15 protein-coding genes and 2 tRNA genes are annotated in these 18545 nt (G+C 41.4%); 6 read left to right on the top strand and 11 right to left on the bottom strand.

Annotated elements, in window-relative coordinates:
• Positions 1 to 13 precede the first annotated feature (13 nt).
• Together FTU12_RS05430 and FTU12_RS05425 are read left to right on the top strand one after the other, a co-directional pair.
• On the top strand, positions 14 to 1249 hold the full coding sequence (locus tag FTU12_RS05430; RefSeq protein WP_180113923.1) for a multifunctional CCA addition/repair protein: 1236 nt from the start codon (positions 14 to 16) through the stop codon (positions 1247 to 1249).
• Positions 1250 to 1416: 167 nt separating this feature from the next.
• Positions 1417 to 1857, top strand: a complete 441-nt coding sequence (locus FTU12_RS05425; protein WP_180113922.1) for a GNAT family N-acetyltransferase — start codon at positions 1417 to 1419, stop codon at positions 1855 to 1857.
• A 36-nt stretch (positions 1858 to 1893) separates the two neighbouring features.
• Here FTU12_RS05425 and epmA read toward each other — a convergent pair whose 3' ends face one another.
• The 6 genes from epmA to greB form a co-directional block, all read right to left on the bottom strand.
• Positions 1894 to 2862 (bottom strand): EF-P lysine aminoacylase EpmA, encoded by a 969-nt coding sequence (gene epmA, locus FTU12_RS05420; RefSeq protein ID WP_373684139.1) that lies wholly within the window; start codon positions 2860 to 2862, stop codon positions 1894 to 1896.
• A gap of 5 nt (positions 2863 to 2867) precedes the next feature.
• The gene (locus tag FTU12_RS05415) at positions 2868 to 3935 is read right to left on the bottom strand and encodes a 4-phosphoerythronate dehydrogenase (protein WP_180113920.1); all 1068 of its coding nucleotides are present in this window, start codon (positions 3933 to 3935) and stop codon (positions 2868 to 2870) included.
• A gap of 115 nt (positions 3936 to 4050) precedes the next feature.
• On the bottom strand, positions 4051 to 4803 hold the full coding sequence (locus tag FTU12_RS05410; protein WP_180074387.1) for a class II aldolase/adducin family protein: 753 nt from the start codon (positions 4801 to 4803) through the stop codon (positions 4051 to 4053).
• 165 nt (positions 4804 to 4968) lie between these two features.
• Positions 4969 to 5058, bottom strand: a tRNA-Ser gene (locus FTU12_RS05405).
• Positions 5059 to 5287: 229 nt separating this feature from the next.
• Positions 5288 to 5377 (bottom strand) — tRNA-Ser (locus tag FTU12_RS05400).
• Positions 5378 to 5463: 86 nt separating this feature from the next.
• Positions 5464 to 5958, bottom strand: a complete 495-nt coding sequence (gene greB / locus FTU12_RS05395) for a transcription elongation factor GreB (RefSeq protein WP_180113919.1) — start codon at positions 5956 to 5958, stop codon at positions 5464 to 5466.
• 365 nt (positions 5959 to 6323) lie between these two features.
• Between greB and FTU12_RS05390 the strand changes: the two genes are divergently transcribed.
• Positions 6324 to 7436 carry a transglycosylase SLT domain-containing protein gene (locus FTU12_RS05390; RefSeq protein WP_180113918.1) on the top strand — a complete coding sequence of 371 codons (1113 nt, stop codon included), beginning with the start codon at positions 6324 to 6326 and terminating at the stop codon, positions 7434 to 7436.
• Positions 7437 to 7512: 76 nt separating this feature from the next.
• Here the strand turns inward: FTU12_RS05390 and FTU12_RS05385 are convergent, their stop codons facing one another.
• On the bottom strand, positions 7513 to 7896 hold the full coding sequence (locus FTU12_RS05385) for an SCP2 sterol-binding domain-containing protein (protein ID WP_078190434.1): 384 nt from the start codon (positions 7894 to 7896) through the stop codon (positions 7513 to 7515).
• 222 nt (positions 7897 to 8118) lie between these two features.
• A complete protein-coding gene (ttcA, locus tag FTU12_RS05380; protein WP_168378304.1) occupies positions 8119 to 9048 on the bottom strand; it encodes a tRNA 2-thiocytidine(32) synthetase TtcA in 930 nt (309 codons plus the stop codon).
• 500 nt (positions 9049 to 9548) lie between these two features.
• On the opposite strand from ttcA, the gene FTU12_RS05375 reads away from it, so the two are divergent.
• Together FTU12_RS05375 and htpX are read left to right on the top strand one after the other, a co-directional pair.
• The gene (locus tag FTU12_RS05375; protein ID WP_180007505.1) at positions 9549 to 10412 is read left to right on the top strand and encodes a lytic transglycosylase domain-containing protein; all 864 of its coding nucleotides are present in this window, start codon (positions 9549 to 9551) and stop codon (positions 10410 to 10412) included.
• 133 nt (positions 10413 to 10545) lie between these two features.
• A complete protein-coding gene (gene htpX, locus FTU12_RS05370; protein WP_078190437.1) occupies positions 10546 to 11451 on the top strand; it encodes a protease HtpX in 906 nt (301 codons plus the stop codon).
• 161 nt (positions 11452 to 11612) lie between these two features.
• Here htpX and FTU12_RS05365 read toward each other — a convergent pair whose 3' ends face one another.
• The 3 genes from FTU12_RS05365 to FTU12_RS05355 all read right to left on the bottom strand — a co-directional run bounded on the left by FTU12_RS05365 (position 11613) and on the right by FTU12_RS05355 (position 16961).
• Positions 11613 to 12203, bottom strand: a complete 591-nt coding sequence (locus FTU12_RS05365) for a DUF4112 domain-containing protein (RefSeq protein WP_180049076.1) — start codon at positions 12201 to 12203, stop codon at positions 11613 to 11615.
• Positions 12204 to 12283: 80 nt separating this feature from the next.
• Positions 12284 to 13627: a magnesium transporter gene (gene mgtE, locus FTU12_RS05360; RefSeq protein WP_180007504.1), complete on the bottom strand. Its 1344-nt coding sequence runs from the start codon at positions 13625 to 13627 to the stop codon at positions 12284 to 12286.
• A gap of 232 nt (positions 13628 to 13859) precedes the next feature.
• Entirely contained in the window at positions 13860 to 16961 is a 3102-nt protein-coding gene (locus tag FTU12_RS05355; RefSeq protein WP_180113917.1) for a multidrug efflux RND transporter permease subunit, read from the bottom strand.
• A 276-nt stretch (positions 16962 to 17237) separates the two neighbouring features.
• Between FTU12_RS05355 and FTU12_RS05350 the strand changes: the two genes are divergently transcribed.
• Positions 17238 to 18425, top strand: coding sequence for a glycerophosphodiester phosphodiesterase (locus FTU12_RS05350; RefSeq protein ID WP_180026670.1), 1188 nt, complete (start codon positions 17238 to 17240; stop codon positions 18423 to 18425).
• Positions 18426 to 18545 lie beyond the last annotated feature (120 nt).

The raw sequence follows: 18545 nt of genomic DNA, 5'->3' as shown, positions 1-18545 counted from the left end.
TAGAGGTTTTTTCATGCAAGTTTATTTAGTAGGCGGTGCAGTTCGAGATCACTTGCTCGGGCACCCCTATCACGAAAAAGATTATGTCGTTGTCGGTGCAACGCCGGAACAATTACTTGCTCAAGGTTATCAACCTGTGGGTAAAGATTTCCCTGTTTTTCTTCATCCAGAGACCAAAGACGAATATGCCTTAGCCCGTACAGAACGTAAGTCTGGACATGGGTATCATGGCTTTGAATTTTATACCGACGTCAATGTCACACTCGAACAAGATCTCATTCGACGTGACCTCACGATCAATGCGATTGCCATGGATGATGCAGGCCAAATTTATGATCCCTACCATGGTCAACAAGATTTAGAGCGACGCATCCTTCGCCATGTGTCTGATGCCTTCGTCGAAGATCCTTTGCGAGTTCTGCGGATTGCACGTTTTGCAGCACGTTATAAAGCTTTAGGTTTTAAAGTGGCTGAAGAAACACTTGCGTTGATGCAAGAGCTTGCCAAATCTGGCGAGCTTGAAGCCCTCACACCTGAACGCGTATGGAAGGAAACATCCCGTGCATTAATGGAAGACCATGCAGATGAATATTTTGAAGTCTTAAGAGCCTGTGGCGCTTTAAAAGTCTTATTCCCTGAAATTGATGCGTTATACGGTATTCCACAGCGTCCTGAATATCATCCTGAAATAGACTGTGGTATTCATACCATGATGTCATTGCAGCAAGCCTGTCGTGCCAATTATTCTTTGGATGTTCGTTTTGCTGTACTTGTACACGACTTGGGCAAAGCACTCACTCCAGTGGATGAGTTACCGCGCCATATCATGCATGAAGAGCGTGGTGTAAAACCCGTTACCGAAGTCTGTGACCGTATGCGTGTTCCCACCAATACCAAACAATTGGCCATCTCCGTGTGTAAAGAGCATTTAAAATGCCATCAAGCCTTGAGTTTAAAACCGGGTACATTATGGCGTCTATTACAACGTATGGATGTGCTACGCCGTCCTGAACGCGTAGAGGCCTTTGTACAAGCCTGTGAATGTGATTCACGTGGTCGCTTAGGTTTAGAGGATCGTGCCTATCCACAAGCTCAATACGTTTTAGATGCGATGCAAGTGGTTCGTAATATTAAAGCTGCCGATCTTCCTCCAGATGTATCAGGGCCGGATATTGGTGAAATGCTAATTGAACGACGTATTCAAGCCATTGCGGCACTTAAAACCAGTCAATATGCAGTTGAAGCATAATTAGAGCACCTTCGGGTGCTTTTTTTTACCTTTTCTATATTTTTAAAACTTTAACTTTTGCAATATTTCACCTTGCCCTTTCAGATATAGATAAGCTTTGAAAAATATCAGCATTCACCTTTATGCACTTTTATCTATGCTCTAAGGAAAACCATCGAGCTGACAATATGCATCCCCAAATTCGTCCGTTACAACTCCAAGACGATCTCCTCGACATTCATCAACTCACACTCCAATTGGGTTATGAAATACCACTAGAGCGACTCCAACAGCAATGGCAGTTGATTCATTTGGATAAGCATTATCAAACCGTGGTGATGACGGCTGATGACCGCGTCATTGGTTATGCAGGTTTTATCCAACAATACAGTTGGGAGTTTGAGGAAGAATTTATTCGGAGTCAGGCTTTTGTCATTGATGCCCGTTACCGCGGTCAAGGTTTAGGGCGACGCTTCATGCAAGCCATTGAGCAAAGCGCTCGGCGACAAGGGCTAAAACGTATTTTACTCAACAGTGGTAATCGTCCTGAACGCTATGCCGCACATGCTTTTTATCAAAATTTAGGGTTTGAAGCCTATAGTTTGGGTTTTACTAAATATTTAAATTGATCGGCCAATTTTACCATCAGCCGACCCAGACATTTTTTAAGAAATATCAGCTGGGAAACTAATGACTTTTTTAAGTTTTAACTGATTCGTTGCCACCATTAGCAATCGATCAATGCCTAAGGCTATACCTGCACACTCACTCATATACGGTAATGCAGCAAGCAAATATTCATCAATCGGCATCACATGCAAGCCAAGTTTAGCGCGCTCTGCATTATCCGCCTCAAAACGACGGCGTAAAACGTCTGCATCAATCAGTTCATCATAAGCATTTGCTAACTCTAAACCTTCGATATACAGCTCAAATCGTGCTGCAACCAATTCACCATCTTCGTCCACACGGGTTTTCGCCAAAGAAGCCATTTCCGGTGGAAAATCTGTAAGGAACACTGGCGTATCAAAACCGAGGCTCGGCTCAACATAATGCGAGAACAATAAATCGATATAGCCTAAACGGTCTTCACCCAGATCTAAGCTTAGCCCCACACGACGACAGCAATCTTTCAGATCTTGTAAAGAAGCTTGTAACGGGTTCAAATCCAAACGATCCATAAAGGCATGCTTATAGCTCAAAATAGTTGGACGAACTTCACCAAAGCGCTGTTTCAAAGTTTCATTCAATAAGTCCGTCACTTCAAACATCAAGTCTTTTAAGCTAAAACCCGGACGGTACCATTCCAACATGGTGAATTCACTGTTGTGTTTACGTCCATGTTCATCATCACGGAAAACTTTACAGATTTGGTAAATAGATCCACTGCCACTTGCCAACAGACGTTTCATGGCAAATTCAGGTGAAGTTTGCAAATAATGCGTTTGCTTTTGACCATTCACATGGCGCTGAGCCTGTACCGATGCTAAATGCACATCGGTGACACCCGCTTGAGAAAGCACAGGTGTTTCCACTTCTAGTACATCACGTGCCGCAAAAAACTGGCGAATTTGAGCATACATCGTGGCACGTGCACGAAGTGCAGTGAGTTCACAACTCGGTTGAAAGTTCATTTGACTCATGCTGCTGGGCCTCCATGTGCAGCCCATTCACGGCGTAAAGGATAGGTTTTACGTAAATAATCAAAGGCTTTTTGATCCACCTTGCCGTCTTTTAGGCAAGCACGTAAGTTGGCATCATCACGAGCGATGTCATAAATATCTTTTAAATAACGCTGTAATACCGTCTTAAAGTCAGCACCCGTAAAATACTGCTCACAGACGGGCAACTGACTTTCAAAAGCTTTATTTATCGGTTGATTGAAAGTTTGACAGAATGCTTCATAGATCATCTGTGTGCCACGTGCTTTACCTTCCAAGCTATAGCCTGCAATATGGGGTGTCACCACGTAAATTAAATCCAACAATGCTACTGAAATCTCTGGCTCATGTTCAAAAACATCTAAGACCACTTTACGCTGAGTTTGTTGAATATCGGCAATTAAGGCAGCTTCTTCGACCACGGGCCCACGCGCGGAATTAATCAAAATCGCTGAAGGCTTCATAACGGCAAGTGCAGCAGCATTGATTAAATGATAGGTTGGATATTCCCCCACTTTAGTTAGTGGCACATGGATACTAATCGCATCTGCTTTTTTTAACAGTTCTGCAAATTCAACTTGTTTCACATGATCAGATTGCACAAATGGATCATAGCCAATGACATTCCAACCGAATAATTCTGCCATGACGGCCAAACGTGAACCGACATTACCTAAGCCAACGATGCCCAAGGTAAATTGTTCATTTGCATTCAATAATTCAGGTTTAACGAAGAGCAATGCAGTAATCACATATTCAGCAACCGCTTGTGCATTACAACCTGCGGCATTTGACCAAGCAATGCCCTGCTTTTCTAGAGCATTAATATCTAAATGATCTGTTCCAATCGTAGCACTACCGACAAATTTGAGTGCGGTCTGTTGAATTAATTCTGCATTTACCTGAGTCACTGATCGTACCAATAATGCATCGGCTTCTTTGACATCCTCATGGGTCAATGTTCGACCTGCCGCTTGCTTTATTTCACCAAATTCGGTAAAAAAATACTCAGTAAATGCCAGATTTTCATCTGCAACGATTTTCATAGTTCATCTCATAATTCCACTACGAACATGATAACGCGTTGCTCATGCCATGACTATTCTTCTGCACATAAAGCATAGCGCCATTTTTTTATAAGCTAAATGATAGAAAATTATATTAACGACAATAATCTGAGTGCTGATCTTCAATTAAAGACAAGGCCGCCTGCCAAGCCGCTTGAATAATGGGCTCGGCCATCGGATTTTCAAACTGCTGCAACGTATGTTCACAAACCTTCGGACTCGGATAATGCAATGTAGCACTCGACAACGCTTTTACTTGAATTTGACAAGCCCGTTCTAAAAAGTAAATTTCATGAAATGCCCGTGCCACACTATCTCCAGTCGCAAGCAAGCCGTGATTGCGTAAAATCATGCAACGATAATGCCCCATATCTTGTACCAGTCTTTCACGCTCTTCAGTTGAAAAGGCAATACCCTCATATTCATGATAAGCAATGTTCTGATAGAACTTTAACGCATGTTGTGAGATTGGCAATAATCCATGTTCCTGTGCAGAAACTGCCACGCCATCTGCAGTATGCGTATGAATAACGCAATTAATATTTGCACGCGCATGATGTAAGGCCGAATGAATTACAAAGCCGGCGACATTCACCATCTTCCCTGCATCATAAGTTTCAATAATTTTTCCTTCATGATCAATTTTGACCAAATCAGAAGCTGTCATTTTGTCAAAGGTCACACCATAGCGATTAATCAAAAAATGCTCAGGTTCATGACCTAAACGCAGGCTGATATGGGTATCAATTAAGTCGGTCATTTTATAATAAGCCACCAAGCGATACAGTGCCGCCAATTGACAACGCGCTTGCCATTCCAGTTCATGAATAAGCTCTGGTTTTTGCATGGATGAATTCCTTTTCTAAATCGATTAATCTTGTTTTCTGTTTATTGTGAATAATTAATAGCATGTCATATTCATGCTGTATATCAACTTCGCCTGTAGAAAAAAACTATTCAAAAATTTAGGCAATAAAAAAACCCCAAAGTAAAACATTGGGGTTTTTGAATATGGCGGAAGCGGTGAGATTCGAACTCACGGAGGACTCGCGCCCTCGTCGGTTTTCAAGACCGGTGCATTAAACCGCTCTGCCACGCTTCCATGGCCGCTATCATATAAATAAAAATTCAGATTGGCAAATTATTTTGCCTCATTTTGAACACATGGCGAATCGTTCATACAAAATTTAGGCGATTGTAAAATTTTGGCTTCGAACTGAAAAATAGAAGCTGAATCAATATGTATTAAATTGAGATCAAGGCAAAATGCATTGCCTAAATTTACGCATATAAAAAAACCCTGATGTTAAAAACATCAGGGTTTTTGAATTTGGCGGAAGCGGTGAGATTCGAACTCACGGAGGACTCGCGCCCTCGTCGGTTTTCAAGACCGGTGCATTAAACCGCTCTGCCACGCTTCCATGGCCGCCATCATATAAATAAATTTCAACAATGGCAAATTATTTTGTAAAAAACACGTTCAATTGAACAAAATAAGAGCAGTCTGTTATTTTTCAGTACTTTCGCCCATTTCATAACGAATTGAATTGATATACCAACATTTTTTTCCCAGCGGGGTCAGCACTTCGACCTCATCATCCACTTGCTTGGACAGGAGTGCTCGAGCCATAGGTGAATCAATCGAGATATGCTGCGGATGATGATCATAAATTTCATCCCCCCCCACGATCCTTAGCGTTTTTTGTTCACCGTCTTCATTTTCAATATCGACCCACGCCCCAAAATAGACTTTCCCTTTTTGTTCGGGTGAATAATCGATAATACGTAGCTCTTCCAAACGTTTTCCCAAGTAGCGTACACGTCGGTCAATTTTGCGTAATAATTGCTTATTATATTGATAATCCGCGTTTTCCGAACGGTCGCCAAGACTGGCCGCCCAGTTCACTTTTTTGGTAATTTCAGGTCGTTCTTCATGCCATAAATGTTGAAGTTCAGCGACCAATAAATCGTGTCCACCACGGGTAATTAAGTTAGATTTCATGATGATTTTTCGGCCTTGAGCAAGCGCTGATTTTTACAAAACATGCCTATTTTATCCTCCATTTCTACACAGGCAAAGTATATAAAATTTATTCGCAAACAAAATCAATTATTTATGTTACATATTTTAATATTTTTTCGTACAAAATTTGACAAGTATTTTTTTGCTTATTATTATGCGCACATCTTTTAGGCTTGTTTAATTTTTATCCAGTGTAGATTTTCTACATATTTCCCGAAAACCCCTAGTCATTTTTGAATGACGTCATGACTGCCCAACCCTTATTGAATTTATCAAACTTGAAAAAGTCTGAGGCGTGTTTGCCTTTGCTTTTTAGGGCATAAATTACTTGTAGCGGAGACAACATGCACAGTAGTTCAACTTCTGGGTCGAGGCTTTGCCTTAACTCTTTTAACTCTCTCCCATTTAAAGCGCTTGCACTCAGTACTGTCTTAATTCCTTTTCACAGTATTAATGCCAGCAAAACAGCTCATCAATATGATGCTGTCGTCAACAGTAATAAACTCACTGTTGTTGCCGTTGCCAATCCTGACATTGTTTTTCAGGATGGTAAACATCGACATGGTTTTGGTTACGACCTTGCACGTAACTATGCAGAAAGTTTAAATGTCCAATTAGATTTTAAAACAGTGAACGACAATGCCACTGCTTTAAAAATGGTTGCCAAAGGTCAAGCTAATTTTGCTATGACCACTGCCGGAATGAGTACCATTGAAGCCAAACACTTGACTTCATTTTCAGCCAGTTGTGGTGATACCGTTTCTTTGAAAAAAAATGGTTTAAACAGCAACTTAAACTGGGTATTTAAAAATGCAGATGATCCACTCAGCCAAACCGCAAGTGGTTTTATTTGCCGAGCCAAACAAAATGGCGCAATTGGACAGTTGGCATCGTTCTACAACCGTAATGTGGTCAAACAAGATTCTTGGAATGTGATTCAACGTGATTTAAGTAAACGTATGCCGATCTATAAGGCTAGTTTTAAAAACACGGCCAAGCAATATGATCTTGACTGGCATTTATTGGCAGCGATTGGTTATCAAGAGTCTTACCTCAAACCTGACTCGGTATCCCCGACGGGTGTTCGTGGCATTATGATGCTGACCAACAGTACAGCAAAAGCAATGGGTGTGAGCAACCGTACAGATGCGACGCAAAGCATTCAGGGCGGTGCTAAGTACTATGACCAAATGTTAAACCGTTATAGCAACATTCCCTACCCAGATCGTAATTGGTATGCCTTAGTGGCGTATAACATGGGTCCTGGTGCTGTAAGTCAGATTCAAAAGCGCATCCAAGCTCAGGGTAAAAACCCGAATAAGTGGGTGAACTTATATGCTTATCTCGACCGTAACAAAGCCAGCAATGGTCGTTATCGTCAAGCCGTGCAATATGTCACACGTATTCGTGCTTATTTGGAACATATTAAAACCACACCACAACTGGTGAATATCTAATATGCATCCATCTAACATTTACATGTGAGCGCACAAAAAAAAGCTTACCTTCGGGTAAGCTTTTTTCGTTTTAAACTTAAGCAGTTTGCTCAAGTACTTTTTTGAATAAATCTTTTTGTTCAGTACTTGGTTTTGCAGTTTGCAATGCCATCAATTGTGACATATCACCTTGTACTTTAATTTTGCCCGTCATAAATGCTTGCATCGCTGCAGCCATATCAAACTCAAGGAATACTTTACGTAACGTTTCAGCATCCATGTTCAACGTTGTTTTCGCGTTTGAAGATAAACCTTTTTTAATTGCACCACCGTCTAATGACAATTCAGTATTGCCTGCAGCGTCAGCAACTACAAGGTTAATTGCAAGATTAGCCAATGCAGGTGGTAAGTTTAAATCACCAGCTTGAGCTGTCAGAGTTTCTACAGTTGAAAACCAATCATCAGTTAAAAAAGCAGGCATGATCTTTCCTCAATTTATTTTGTTCGTGTGTGTTGCCGTTCCGGACAACATCAGTGCAAGCATATTTTGCTTGAGGCTTGTTATAGCATGATCATTTGCGAAAAGGCTAAAGTTTTTTGTACGCACCGTTCAATATTTAACTGTTTAACAACAAAATGAGAAAAATCATAAGCATAAAAAAGGCATTCCGTAGAATGCCTTTTGCGTGATGAAGTTTTCGGCTTAATCTGCCATAAAACCTAAGTTCACCATATTAATGCGTTTGCTTTCAGGCTCACCTTCTTCAGTTGAACAACTTTCGCTATTTTTGAAGTCAAATTCGCGTTGTTCATCCAAGGCTTCAAAGTCGAATAACTCACGGTCTGCCAGTTGTGAAGGCGATACATTTTGCAATGCGCCAAAAATACTGTGTAAACGTTTTGGAAATTCTTTATCCCAAGTACGCAGCATGTCATTTAGCATCGCACGTTGTAAGTTTTCCTGTGAACCACACAAGTTACATGGGATAATTGGGAACTTACGCATTTCTGCATACTTGATAATGTCTTTTTCTTCCACATAAGCCAGTGGACGAATCAAAATGTTCTTTTTATCAGAAGACAATAATTTCGGTGGCATGGCTTTTAAGCTACCGCCATGGAACAAGTTCAAGAAGAACGTCGCCAAAATATCATCACGATGATGACCTAAAGCCACTTTCGTCGCCCCAATTTCTTGAGCAAAGCCGTATAACGAACCACGACGTAAACGTGAGCATACTGCACAATACGTTTTACCTTCTGGGGTTAAACGTTTAGTAATGCTGTAGGTATCTTTTTCTAAGATGTAATACGGAATTTTGTTTTCTTCTAAATAACGTGGCAATACTTCTTCAGGGAAACCCGGTTGTTTTTGGTCAAGGTTGACCGCAACCACATCAAAATTAATCGGTGCAATACGCTTAAACTGCAACAAAATGTCGAGCAAGGTATAACTGTCTTTACCGCCTGAAATACAGACCATCACCTTGTCGCCCTCTTCGATCATTTTAAAATCACGAATGGCATGACCGACCTGACGGCGTAGCTTTTTCAATAAACGATAATACGCAGAGCTAGTTGGTAGTTCTGGTTTGAAATTAAATCCTTGTTCGGACTCAACTGGCGAGAACATAGACGAGTTAAACCTAAAAAAAAATACCGCGCAATTTTATCCGATTCGCAGACTTCTCGCATCAAAAGAATGTAATTTCCGAAAAAAGTAAAAATACTGTCATGATCACGTCATCCTCAGCGCATTATTTTATACGGTCGAGTTCATTTTTTAGGCGAAACGCTTATCTTTTGGACTTTTCCACAGTTGTCCACAAAAGCTGTGGATAACTTTGTGGATTTTAAATGACTTGACAAGGTGAGCTGCCCTTATTTTAAGGCTTCTATTTAAATTGATCATTTTTTGATCAATTTATTATCCCTTACTTATCAATGCTTTAGATGTGTCAAGTTATGCTCATTAAAAAAAAATAAATATTTTTTTTGATTATTGAATCATCAAAATGACTTGATTTTTACAAAGTAAAGAAGAAATCAGCCCTCGAAGCCTTTTCATCTGATTTTTTTTTGATAAACTCTATTTTAACTGTTTGGGGACAGAATTTTTTTCTTCACAATAAAATGAAAAACAATACTTGGACTTTGGGGCTGTTATTAAGTGGAAGTGTGGCTATCAGTTTAGCTGCACCGAGCATTTTTGCCGGCCAAACGATCTATCAATTACGTGAAAGTAACGGCACAACGCTACTAACCAATAAACAAGGCCGCTATAGCAATCTGAAAGTCGAGAAAAAAACCTACTATCCGGACAGTAATATCCATAGTTATAGTAACTGGGGCTCAAATGAAGCGTCTGTGTTACCAAGTTATAGCCGTAATAAAAATGCCTTTGACAATATTATTAAACAAGCCGCGGCCCAGCATGGTGTATCCGAAGGTCTAATCAAAGCGGTGATGCATACCGAATCAGGTTTTAACACCAATGCACGCTCGCCTGTCGGTGCGCAAGGTTTAATGCAACTCATGCCTGCCACAGCACGTCGCTTCAATGTATCGAATGCCTATGATCCACATCAGAACATTATGGCTGGTGCGCGCTATTTATCTTGGCTGCTGAAACGTTTTAATGGTAACACCTCACTTGCCTTAGCAGGTTATAACGCAGGTGAAGGCAATGTCGCAAAATATGGTGGCATCCCTCCTTTTCGTGAAACTCAAGACTATGTCCGCCGTGTCACTAGCCGCTACAGCAACCTATATGCTGGTAGTTTAAGTGTCTCGGGTTCGAGTAGTTCAAATAGCACTTCAAATAGTGGTCGGATTATTGCCAGTTCGGACAATTATCATGCCGCTGCCCCTACTGTAGCCAAGTCTCCAGCACGTCAAATTATTCAAACGGACAATGGTAGTTTTACCGATGCACCTTCAGGTTCATTTGCGACAGCAAATGCTTCTGCCTCAGCGCGCATTTATTTCAATGAATAAAATCACTGATTTTGTAAAATTGCATCTGTTTTATTAATTTTTCCTTGAAATTTTAAGACTTTCACCTCATATTGAGTTTAATGATTTTTATTTGTAAATCAGATCATTTTTCTATAATAAGAGGATTTACCCAATGATGCGGATTGGTTTGTTCTTGCTGACCAACCTCGCGGTACTGGTTGTAGCTGGCATAATCTTGTCACTCTTCGGTGTCGGTAGTTACCACGGTGCAGGCGGCTTAAACTTAGGCAACTTGCTCGTTATCTGTTTTGTGTTCGGTATGGTGGGTTCAATGATCTCACTATTCATGTCAAAATGGATGGCGAAAAAAACCACGGGTACAGAGCTGATTGACCCTAATGCACCACGTAGCCAAGCTGAAGCATGGTTACTCAACGAAGTTGCGCAACTGGCACAACGTTCTGGTATCAAAATGCCAGAAGTGGGTATTTTCCCATCGTACCAGTCAAATGCCTTTGCAACAGGCTGGAATAAAAATGATGCTTTAGTAGCGGTTTCTACCGGTCTACTTGAGCGTATGAACAAAGATGAACTCCGTGCCGTACTCGCTCACGAAATTGGTCACGTAGCCAATGGTGATATGGTAACCCTTGCATTGGTGCAAGGTGTAGTCAACGCCTTTGTGATGTTCTTTGCGCGTGTAGCAGGTGACTTCATTGACCGTAATGTTTTTGGTCGTGAAGATGGTGAAGCACCGGGTATCGCATATTTTGTCATTACGATTGTATTAGATATTGTTTTTGGTATCGCAGCGTCTGCCATTGTGATGTGGTTCTCTCGCTACCGTGAATACCGTGCCGATGAAGCTGGTGCGCGTTTAGCAGGTAAACAAGCGATGATTTCTGCCCTGTTACGTTTACAAGCAGAATCTGAAATGCCAGATCAAATGCCAAAAGAAATGAAAGCCTTTGCAATTTCTGCGGGTCAAGAACAAGGTTTCAGTTTAGCTGCATTGTTCCAAACACACCCAACGATTGAACAACGTGTTGCGGCATTACAACAATTAGATTGCCCATAATCGAGCATCTAATGTATGTCGTAAAAAAGCCTCCCTATGGAGGCTTTTTTAAGTCTAATTTTTTCCGAACATTTACTGTCTTATCAATAATCTTTCAGTTGAACGATCTTTCAATTGAATAGCCTCTCATTGATCGCGCTCAAGCAACAAGGCATTTCTATCTACAATACTCCATTAGCCTTTAACCATTGCCAAAGCAATGAACCACCCATATAAATTGCAAAGATAAAGACTAATAAGAAAATCATCCCGAATATATCTGGGATATGGATCCATATCCATGCAACCACAGGGTTGCGCCAAAAAGCAGATTGCTGTTGTTTCTGTTCTAATTTTTCATGTAAAAACGGATGTACCACATGTTGATCTGTACTGATTTGATATTCTTCACGAATGTGCGTATGTACAACATCTAAAGCTTTACGGCTCGGTCGAATAAACACATCAAAGATCGTCCCTGCAACAGGAATAAACCCCACGACAGCATCTATAACTGCGAGTTTCATCACACCATTTAATTTGGCTTGTGGTACGCCAATCTGTTTGGCTTTATAGACGGCATAACAGGTCAAGACAAATCCTGCGATATCACCAGCTACGGGAATGGTACTCAACGCTGCGTCCGCACCTACCCCTTGTCGAGTAAATGGAATCCGAACCACGGAGTCCATCATATTGGCAAACTTTGCGAGATCGCGTTCAAGACGAATGACTTCTTGCTTTGACATTTTTTGTTTTAATGGTTCAGTCATGTTTTATCCAATAAAAACCGTGTAAATCACTGAGATTAAAACATATTAGAAGTCTTCAATCTGTAGCAAAATGCTAATCTCTATAAATTGAGCAATTGTGAAGCAATCATCAAATACACCACCACGCCTGTCGCATCACAAATCGAGGTCACCAAGGGTGCAGATGCACTTGCAGGATCGAGCTTCAACTTATTGAGTACAAAGGGCAAACTCATGCCAATTAAACAACCGAGCAATACGATACCCATCATACTTAAAGCCAAGACCAAAGCGACGGTTGCATCACCACGGTAGTAGCCTAAAATCGATACAGCAATGGCCATGGTTCCACCGAGGCAAAGCGCGACGAGCGTCTCCCGACCCAATAAATAAAACCAATCACGAATTTTTACATCCCCAGTGGCAAGCGCTCGCACCATTAAGGTTGCAGACTGTGAACCTGCATTGCCTCCACTTCCGACCAATAAGGGTAAGAAAAAAACCAAGACGATATGTGCGGCAATGATGTCTTCATAATATGAAATGCCTAATCCGGACAATAAGCTGCCAAAGACCAATATCACCAACCAGAACACCCGCTTTTGATACAACTTTAAAATCGGTGCTTTATTAATGCTCATACCTGGTTCGGTACTCACCGCACTGGCTTTTAAAAAGTCTTCAGTGGTTTCAGCCTGTACCACATCCATCGCATCATCATAGGTGACAATCCCCATCAAACGCTGGGCATGATCCACAATCGGCAAGGCCATAAAATCATATTCTGCCAATTTTCGAGCAATACTTTCTTGGTCTTCATCTATCCAGCCGGTCACCACATCTTTGGTCATCACCTGTTGAATCCGTGCATCACGATCGGCCTGCAAAATTTGCCGCAGTGAAATCACCCCTTCTAATTGAGACTGATCATTGGTGACATAAATTAAATACAGGGTTTCACGGTCATGCGGTTCATGGCGTAAGGCCTCTATAGCTTGTTGCATGGTAAAGTCAGCAGGCATACTGACATAGTCTGAACTCATGATTGCACCTGCAGACTCTTCTGCATATGCAGATAACGCCTTTAGATGCTCTTGGGTATCTTGATCAAGTTGTTGATAAATCCGATCTTGTTCTGCATCAGTTAAACTTTTATATAAGTCCGTTGCATCATCAGAATGCATATCATCAAATAGTTCAATTTGTAGACGCAGTGGATAACGTGAAATCAGCTGTCGCTGTGACTCAAAAGGGAAAAACTCAAATACCAAGCCTTGATGGTCTAAACCTGAAAGTAACTCGATTTGATCTTCGATTGGAAATTGCTGAATTAAACGAGCCTGATCAGCGTAGTTCAGAGGCTGTAAAGCGAAAACTGCTGCTGCATAATTTTGTTGTTGCAGCAAAGCGGAAATTTCACGCTGTCTTTGTATTAAATCCGCCATTCAACTCACTCTTATTTTAATCTTTCTATGTAGAGCACATTTTGAAGGATAAACTAAAGAGTTTCAAATCTCTTCAATATGTTCTCGGTGAACGTTCTTTGCGAAAATTCTCTGTGAACATTCCCTGTCGAAAGTTTGGTGACATAAATTTGGCGACATAAAAAGCCACCGCGATGTACTCAAGCTTTCACGGTGGCTTTTACTAGAGCTATACACTGTGCGTGAATTATTTCTAAGTTTCAGACACCGGTTTGATTTTAAAAATAGAGCGGACCATCACATACATAAACGGAATAAAAATCAGCACCAAGACCGTACCGAATATTACCCCACCGAGTACGCTTACCCCAATCTCTTGACGACTGGCTGCACCTGCGCCAAAAGCAAGAACTAAAGGAACCACCCCTGCACCAAAAGCCAAAGAGGTCATCAAAATAGGACGTAAACGTAGTGCTGCGCCTTCCATTGCAGCCTCGATTACATGTTTGCCTTTTTCTTGTGCCATCGCTGCAAACTCTACAAGCAAGATCGCATTTTTACAGGACAGACCGATGGTCGTCAGCAAGGCAATTTGGAAATAGATGTCATTTGGAAAACCGGTCATGTAGCTAAACAAAATATTACCGCCTATCCCGAGTGGAATCGCACTCATGACTGCGGTCGGAATGCTCCAACTTTCATATAGGGCGGCAAGACAGAGGAAAATAAATCCAATCGAGACCAAATATAGCCAAATCGCTTGATGACTTGATTTTTGCTCTTCAAAAGATAAACCACTCCATGCCACATCCACGCCAGGCACCTGATCGACTAAAGCTTTAACATCCTGCATGGCTTGGCCACTTGAGACATTTTTGGCTGTATCCGCTTCCATTTGTAATGCGGTGTATCCCATAAAGCGATTGACGACTTCAGGGCCGCCACTCCAGCCAATGGTTGAAAAATTACTAAATGGAATCATTTCATTTTGGTCATTACGTACATGCCAATAAGCCAAATCTTCTGGTTTAGAACGGAATTCGGCATCTGCCTGCATCATGACGCGTTTAATACGTCCACGGTCAATGAAATCGTTAATATAACTCCCGCCCCATGCACTACTCATGGTGCTATTAATCGCATTTTGCGTTAAACCCATAGCCATCGCTTGTTTTTGATCAATATCAACTTTCAGTTCAGCTTTGTCTGGGTTAGAGCGTTTGTCTAAATTTTCGAAACTACTGAATTGTGCGGATTTCTCTTGCAGGCTTTTAAATTGCTCATCGAGATAAGCACGACCCTCACCATTCATATCTCGCAGCCAAAACTCCAGACCATCGGTTTGCCCAAGACCGCTGACTGAAGACGGCATGCTGACATTGATTTGTGCATTGTTGAACTTTTTAAAATGTTTCATAGCACGTTCACGAATCGCTTGCGCTGAATTGTGCTGTCCTGAACGTTCATCCCAATGCTTCAGTGCAATAAAGCCTTGCCCTAAGTTTTGACCCGTACCAGAAAAATTTCGTCCATAACGAATCATCACCAAATCAATATTTTGCTTTTCTTCAGTCAAAAAGTACTGCCGAATTTGTTCACCGATCTCACGACTTTTCGACATCGGTGCACCTTCTTGTAATTTAAGTTGCACACTCAAAATGCCCTGGTCTTCACTAGGAATAAAACTGGTCGGCAAAGCACGATAAAACAAAGCAAATACCGTAATGAGCCCCGCAAACAAAACCACCGTCCATAAGCGATAACGAACCGTGGCTTGTGCAAGTGCTAGATATTTGGTTTTTAAAGTCTCTAATTTGGTGTTAAACCAAATCGCCCAGCGCTGTGGTTTCGGATTGGGTTTTAAAATTAAGGCACATAATGCAGGGGTTAAAATCAGCGCAACCATCAGTGACAAGCCCATTGCAGCCACGAGTGTGATGGAAAATTGTCTATAGATCACGCCCGTTGAGCCACCAAAGAACGCCATGGGAATAAATACAGCGGTCAATACCAAAGTAATCCCGATTAATGCCCCGCTAATTTCATGCATCGACTCGATGGCCGCTTGTTTTGCTGTTAACTGTTGTTCATGCATTAAACGTTCGACGTTTTCCACCACAACAATCGCATCATCGACCAACAGACCGATGGCCAGTACCAATGCAAACAATGTGAGCGTATTAATGGTCATGCCCAAAGCATATAAAATCGCTAAAGTCCCAAGAATCACCACAGGCACCGTAATCGCAGGTATCAGCGTTGCTCGCCAATTTTGTAAGAAGATAAACATCACCAAAACCACCAGTAAAACGGCTTCGAATAACGTTTTCACCACTTCTTTAATCGATTCTTGTACAAATGGCGTGTTATCCCGTGGATAAACGATTTTATAACCGGCAGGTAATTGCTTCGCTAACTGTTCAATTTCTTGCTTAATTAAGGCTGAGGTTTCAAGTGCATTTGCCCCAGAAGCCAATGAGATCCCCATCCCTGAAGATGGATACCCGTTAATGGTATTAACCCCTGAATAATTTTCCGCACCCAATTCAACACGTGCAACGTCTTTTAAATAGACAAAACTGCCGTTTCGTGCAGATTTGACAATAATATTTTCAAATTCTTCAACTGACTTTAAACGTGAACCTGAAGTGACTTTTGCATTGAGATATTGATCCGATACACTCGGCAATTCACCTACGGCTCCGGCTGCAACCTGCGTATTTTGTGATTCAACAGCCGCACGGATATCACTGGGCATAAGGCTATATTGCTTTAACTTCAGTGGGTTGAGCCAAATGCGCATGGCAAATTGCGAACCAAAAACATCGACTTCACCGATACCCTCAATTCGAGCAATGTCCTGCTCTAGATGAGTCATCATATAGTCACCAAGTTCGATATTCGAACTCTTGCCAGTCTCATCATAGAGGCCGATAACCATATGGGTATCACCCAAAGATTTATAGACATTTACCCCTTGGCGCTGCACATCTTCAGGCAGCCGATTGATTACTCCATTTATGGCATTTTGTACTTGTACTTGAGCGGTATCTGGGTCAGTGCCATTTTCAAAACTGATGCTGATCCGGCTTCGACCTGAAGAGTCGCTGCTTGAACTAAAATATAAAAGGTGATCAATTCCTTTAATTTGTTGTTCAAGAACTTGTGTGACACTTTCCTCAACTGTTTCTGCTGACGCACCGCTATAACTTGCGCTGACCGTAATTCGTGGTGGCGCAATATCTGGATAGCGCTCTACCGGTAAATTGAGCACAGCAAATAGCCCGAGCGCCATGACGATGATCGCCAAGACACCTGCAAAAATCGGTCGATAAATAAAAAACTTAGACAGCATCAGTCCATGTCACTTTTCAATTAATGAAATAAAATATGTTGATTGATTTTTTCAAAAAATCTTATTGATAATCAATCACAATGTGCTTGATTACAAGCCTAGACTACATAAAAACCTTGCTTGAAGCGAAATATGTAGAAAATATGGAGAGCCTCCACTTCAGCTATTTTAGTAAATTTATGTGACAAAACCGCCTCTGTCATGAAGTCTTAGCCACTGCCCTGCAATGTATGCCTGCAACTTCATTCATTTAAATAAAAAGATGCCGAGGCAGCCATGCAAAAACAATTAACAAAACAGTTAAATCTAGCCATAACAAGCAAAGTGAAATCCTCATGGGGCGTGTCTTCACTGCTCCTTTTTAGCGTTTTTGGTTTATCTGCATGTAATTCGGATGACGATAAAACCCATGTCACCAAGCCCCCTATTTTGCCTGATACAGGTTTTGTCATTGTTGGGCATCGTGGTGCCAGTGCTTTGCGACCCGAGCATACCCTTGCCGCATATCAAAAAGCGATTGATGATGGTGCGGATTTTATCGAACCCGATTTAGTGCCAACCAAGGATGGCTATCTGGTTGCGCGCCATGAAAGTGAAATTTCAGGGACAACCAATATTAGTACGCTGTCACAATTTGCGGATCGAAAAACCACCAAAAAAATCGATGGTATCGACTATACAGGATGGTTTACGGAAGACTTTAATTTGAATGAACTGACTCAAAATGTAAAAGCACGTGAGCGTATTGCTCAATATCGCCCTAATAACACTCAATATAATGATCAATACAGCATCCCAACGCTCGAACAAATCATTGAACTTGCCGAAGCTCATTATAAAAAAACTGGAAAAATTGTTGGTTTATATATTGAAACCAAGCATCCCACATTTTTCCAACAGCAAAATCTAGCCATGGAAGATCGTTTACTCACAACGCTTGCCAAATACAGTTATACACGTGATATCGCGCCTGTATATTTACAGTCCTTTGAAACCACCAATCTTAAATACTTACGTGATCAACTCACGCAAAAGAAAACCCTCAAACATGGCAAAATTATTCAATTATTAGATAGCCCAACTGCCATACCGGGTGACTTACAGCAACAAAACTCACCTCAAAATTATGCAAGTTTAGCCACTGCAGATGGCCTAAAATCAGTGGCAAAATATGCAGATGGTGTAGGTCCAAGTAAAACCTATATTTTTTCAAACACTGAATTTAAACAAACCAGTTTTGTCAAAGATGCCCATGCTGCTGGTTTGAAAGTCCATCCTTATACACTCAGACCTGAAAATGGTTTTTTACCTGACTATTTAAAATGTAACTCAGTGGCGACCGAACGTTGTGATACAGGTGCGGCTAAAGAATTTGAAAACTTCTATAAAGCTGGTGTAGATGGTGTATTTGCCGATGATCCAGGACTGGCACGTAAAACCTTAACGCAACTGCAAAAGCCCTAATTTTCCTAAAATGAAAAAAGACGCCGAGGCGTCTTTTTTATTGTTCAATGGAAACCTTAAAGCGGGTTTGCCAAATATTCTGCGGCTGACTGCGTTGCCACTGGCTGAGGTGCTGGAGCT

The sequence above is a fragment of the Acinetobacter sp. YH12063 genome, assembly GCF_013419715.1.
Taxonomy (GTDB): Bacteria; Pseudomonadota; Gammaproteobacteria; order Pseudomonadales; family Moraxellaceae; genus Acinetobacter; species Acinetobacter amyesii.
This window is presented reverse-complemented; position numbering and strand designations above follow the sequence as displayed.

Excerpts from the sequence above, each read along its gene's own strand:
- FTU12_RS05385 (WP_078190434.1), bottom strand. The coding sequence starts at position 7,896 with ATGCCTGCTTTTTTAACTGATGATTGGTTTTCAACTGTAGAAACTCTG.
- greB (WP_180113919.1), bottom strand. The coding sequence starts at position 5,958 with ATGAAATCTAACTTAATTACCCGTGGTGGACACGATTTATTGGTCGCT.
- FTU12_RS05425 (WP_180113922.1), top strand. The coding sequence starts at position 1,417 with ATGCATCCCCAAATTCGTCCGTTACAACTCCAAGACGATCTCCTCGAC.
- mgtE (WP_180007504.1), bottom strand. The coding sequence starts at position 13,627 with ATGGCGGATTTAATACAAAGACAGCGTGAAATTTCCGCTTTGCTGCAA.
- FTU12_RS05350 (WP_180026670.1), top strand. The coding sequence starts at position 17,238 with ATGCAAAAACAATTAACAAAACAGTTAAATCTAGCCATAACAAGCAAA.
- FTU12_RS05430 (WP_180113923.1), top strand. The coding sequence starts at position 14 with ATGCAAGTTTATTTAGTAGGCGGTGCAGTTCGAGATCACTTGCTCGGG.
- FTU12_RS05375 (WP_180007505.1), top strand. The coding sequence starts at position 9,549 with ATGAAAAACAATACTTGGACTTTGGGGCTGTTATTAAGTGGAAGTGTG.
- FTU12_RS05410 (WP_180074387.1), bottom strand. The coding sequence starts at position 4,803 with ATGCAAAAACCAGAGCTTATTCATGAACTGGAATGGCAAGCGCGTTGT.
- FTU12_RS05415 (WP_180113920.1), bottom strand. The coding sequence starts at position 3,935 with ATGAAAATCGTTGCAGATGAAAATCTGGCATTTACTGAGTATTTTTTT.
- ttcA (WP_168378304.1), bottom strand. The coding sequence starts at position 9,048 with ATGTTCTCGCCAGTTGAGTCCGAACAAGGATTTAATTTCAAACCAGAA.
- FTU12_RS05355 (WP_180113917.1), bottom strand. The coding sequence starts at position 16,961 with ATGCTGTCTAAGTTTTTTATTTATCGACCGATTTTTGCAGGTGTCTTG.
- epmA (WP_373684139.1), bottom strand. The coding sequence starts at position 2,862 with ATGAACTTTCAACCGAGTTGTGAACTCACTGCACTTCGTGCACGTGCC.
- htpX (WP_078190437.1), top strand. The coding sequence starts at position 10,546 with ATGATGCGGATTGGTTTGTTCTTGCTGACCAACCTCGCGGTACTGGTT.
- FTU12_RS05365 (WP_180049076.1), bottom strand. The coding sequence starts at position 12,203 with ATGACTGAACCATTAAAACAAAAAATGTCAAAGCAAGAAGTCATTCGT.
- FTU12_RS05390 (WP_180113918.1), top strand. The coding sequence starts at position 6,324 with ATGCACAGTAGTTCAACTTCTGGGTCGAGGCTTTGCCTTAACTCTTTT.